Here is a 3,595-nt window from a genome sequence, read left to right as displayed (position 1 = left end):
GGGGGGTGGGGGGTGTGGGGTGGGGGGGGGGGGGTGGGGGGGGGGGGGTGTGGGGTGTGGGGTGGAGGGTGTGGGGTGTGGGGTGTGGGGTGTGGGGTGTGGGGAGAATAAATAAAATAATCTCCTATCTCCTATCTCCTATCTCCTATCTCCTGACTCCTATCTCCTGACTCCTATCTCCTGACTCCTATCTCCTGACTCCTGATCACTGATCCCTGAGATATGGTACGCTAAACAGGATTTAAGTATTATTAATGATTACTATGAAACAGCGCGGCGTGACGGTTTGGTTAACAGGATTGAGCGGTGCGGGGAAAAGCACGATTACCGAGGCATTACAGGCAAAATTAATCGCTGAAGGTTATTCCATTGAAGTTCTCGACGGCGATATAGTACGGACGAACCTCACCAAAGGTTTAGGATTTAGTAAAGAGGATCGCGATGAAAATATCCGTCGCATTGGTTTTGTGTCCAATTTGCTCACCCGTCACGGTGTGATTGTCCTAGTTTCGGCTATTTCTCCCTATCGTGAGATTCGCGAGGAAGTACGGGGAAAAATCGGCAATTTTGTCGAAGTTTTCGTGAATGCTCCCTTAAACGTCTGTGAGGATCGCGATGTGAAAGGATTATATAAAAGAGCGCGTGCTGGCGAAATCAAGTCTTTTACGGGAATTGATGATCCCTATGAACCACCTTTTAACCCGGAAGTGGAATGCCGCACCGATTTAGAGACTTTAGAGGAAAGTGTCGCCAAAGTCTGGAACAAATTGACGGAATTAGGCTACATTCATCAAGCTGTGGCGGTTTAATCGCATAATAACTTTGTATTATTGGAAAACATCGTAGGGACGTGGACTAAAAACGTCTCTACACCCCGATTAACCCCTTAGGCAAATTTGTTAGTTAGGGTTTGCTGAATAATGGTAAAACCCTTTTAAAATAAGGCTTTTGACCTGCTAAAATCCGATGTTCATGCTGCGAAAATAGGATTAAGACCTTCAAAAACCTTGCATTATCCTTCTTTGAGTACACAAACTGGTACAAAAAAAAGAGGACAACAAAACCTGAAACGACCGACTCCTGACTCCTGACTCCTGACTCCTACCCCCAGGAAAAACTTTTTCAGCAGACCCTAGTTAATCTCCTTTTCTTCAGTACCTAAGCAAGGTTAATTATACCTCTCAGTTAACCTCTGGCCAAAGTGCAAGAGTGCCTAAACAGTAATCAGTAATCAGTGATCAGTAAGTAGGGAGGCACAATTATTTGTAGGATGGGTTAGCGGTAGCGTAATCCCTGGGGGTGTTGGGTTTCATGCTTCAACCCAACCTACGTTCTGATAACTGATAACTGATAACTGATAACTGATAACTGTCTCGACTAGCAAATTAATTTTGCAGGAATACTTAATATTTAAAGGCGCTAAATTATTTTGAAATCTCGCTCTAGTTATTGGAACCTCATTCCCTATCTCCGTCCCCAAACCCAAACAATTATTTTGGCGTTCATCTGTACGATCGGATTTACGGTATTTTGGCCGATTTTAGCCTGGTTAGCTGGACAAATGGCCAGATATATCGGCGAGGGAAATGTGCAAGCATTGGCGACACTTTCGGGGGTGGGGGCAGTGGTTTTTTTACTGCGGGGAATGTCTCAGTATGGGCAAGATTCCCTGATGGCAAAAGCTTCTTTAAAAATTGCCCTCGAATTAAGAAAAAAAGTTTATGCACACCTGCAAACCCTCGGCTTAAATTACTTTGAAACGGCGAAAACTGGTGATTTATCCTATCGTTTAACGGAAGATATTGATCGCATTGGGGAAGTAATTAATAAATTTTTCCATGATTTTATTCCCTCCGCCTTACAGTTAATTGTCGTCTTTGCCTATATGTTTATTGTTAACTGGCAATTGACGATCGCTGTCATTATTATCGCTCCTTTGTTGGGAGTTTTGGTGGGATTTTTTGGTGAAAAATTATTACAGTATGCTCGTCGCGCCCAAGCGAAAATATCTAACCTTTCTGCGTTATTAACCGAAGTTTTTGGCGGTATTCGCGTGGTGCAAGCTTTCGCTGCTGAAGATTATCAAACCGAGCTTTTTGCCCAAGAAGCGGAGGAAAATCGCCGCGCTCAATACCTATCAGAATCCACCAAAGCTTTACAATACGTCGTGGTGGGATTCTTACAAGCTCTCGGTGTCATCTTTTTATTCTTTCTCGCTGGTTGGCAAATTTCCCAAAAGAATTTAACTGGAATTGACTTTGTTAGTTATGTGGCAGCGGTGGCAATGTTAATCGATCCCATCGCCCATATTACCAGTAATTATAATCAATTTAAACAGGGGCAAGCCTCCATGGATCGGATTTTTGAATTGTTAGCTATTTTGCCAACAATTACCGAAAAACCGAATGCGATCAATCTGCAACCCCATAGCAAAGAAGTTGAATATTGTCAAGTAAATTTTTATTACAACCAGGACAGACAGGTTTTAAAAAATATTAATTTTACTGCACACGCTGGGGAAATGATTGCTTTAGTGGGAGCATCGGGAGCGGGAAAAACCACTTTAGTTAATCTTTTATTGCGTTTTTATGACCCCACTTCTGGCAAGATTTTAATCGATGGGGTGGATATTCGTGATGTGACTTTAAAAAGTCTCCGGCGACAAATTGGCGTAGTTTTACAGGAAAATATTCTCTTTTCTGGCACTATAGCCCAAAATATCGCTTTTGGTCAGGGAGATTTTAATCTGCAAGAGGTGGAAAAAGCGGCAAAAATTGCCAACGCTCATCAATTTATCAGTGAACTTTCCCAGGGTTACTATACCTATGTGGGAGAAAGGGGTGTTAATTTATCGGGTGGACAAAGACAAAGAATCGCCATTGCGCGAGCAGTTTTATCTAATCCGAGGATTTTAATCTTAGATGAAGCAACTTCAGCGCTCGATTCGGAATCGGAAGCTTTAGTGCAGGAAGCTTTAGAAAGAATTATGACGGAGCGCACGGTATTTGTTATTGCTCACCGATTAGCAACTGTCAGAAAAGCTAACCGTATTTTAGTCTTAGAAAAGGGTGAAATTATCGAGGTGGGTAATCACGAGGAGTTATTAAATCTTAATGGTCGTTACGCTCAATTTCATGCTAGACAATTTCAAGATTAGTCTATTTGGCGTTAAGAGTTGGGCGTTATTTCTGATTTTATCATTCAAGCCAAGTTTTTGGGGGGTTCTACCCCCCAAACCCCGGAGCGCATTAGTTTTTCGGTGGGATGCTTACACGCGGTTGTTCATATATTTGTACTAATTTAAGAGTCACCGATATAGCAGTTATCTTAATGGTGAGGTAGGAAGTTTTCGTTTTGTAAAGTCAGTTGCGGAATTAGGTTAGACTTCATCTTTAGGGAAACGCTGTAAGTATCCAGACAGAATTAATTATAGATATTTTTCCGTTCCCTCTACTTAGGGTTTGCTGAATAAATCTAAAAACCTTGTTGGATAGGGTTTTTAGACTTGTTTTCCCTCAAAAAGTGCCGACCTTTGGAGTGATTGGGGGGAAAATTCAGGTACTTTTTCCCTGAAAATTAGGTAATTGACCCCCTG

At 42.2% G+C, this 3,595-nt stretch carries 2 protein-coding genes; both read left to right on the top strand.

What is annotated here, in order from left to right:
* Positions 1-263 precede the first annotated feature (263 nt).
* A complete protein-coding gene (gene cysC / locus PX482_RS18780; RefSeq protein ID WP_043999288.1) occupies positions 264-809 on the top strand; it encodes an adenylyl-sulfate kinase in 546 nt (181 codons plus the stop codon).
* Positions 810-1,429: 620 nt separating this feature from the next.
* Positions 1,430-3,157, top strand: a complete 1,728-nt coding sequence (locus tag PX482_RS18775) for an ABC transporter ATP-binding protein (RefSeq protein WP_004159601.1) — start codon at positions 1,430-1,432, stop codon at positions 3,155-3,157.
* Positions 3,158-3,595 lie beyond the last annotated feature (438 nt).

The organism is Microcystis sp. M53602_WE12 (genome assembly GCF_030065455.1).
Lineage (GTDB): Bacteria > Cyanobacteriota > Cyanobacteriia > Cyanobacteriales > Microcystaceae > Microcystis > Microcystis aeruginosa.
The sequence above is the reverse complement of the archived record's forward strand: the minus strand, read 5'-3'. Positions and strand labels throughout refer to the sequence as shown.

Coding starts and splice junctions, on each gene's coding strand:
- cysC (WP_043999288.1), top strand. CDS start 264: ATGAAACAGCGCGGCGTGACGGTTTGGTTAACAGGATTGAGCGGTGCG.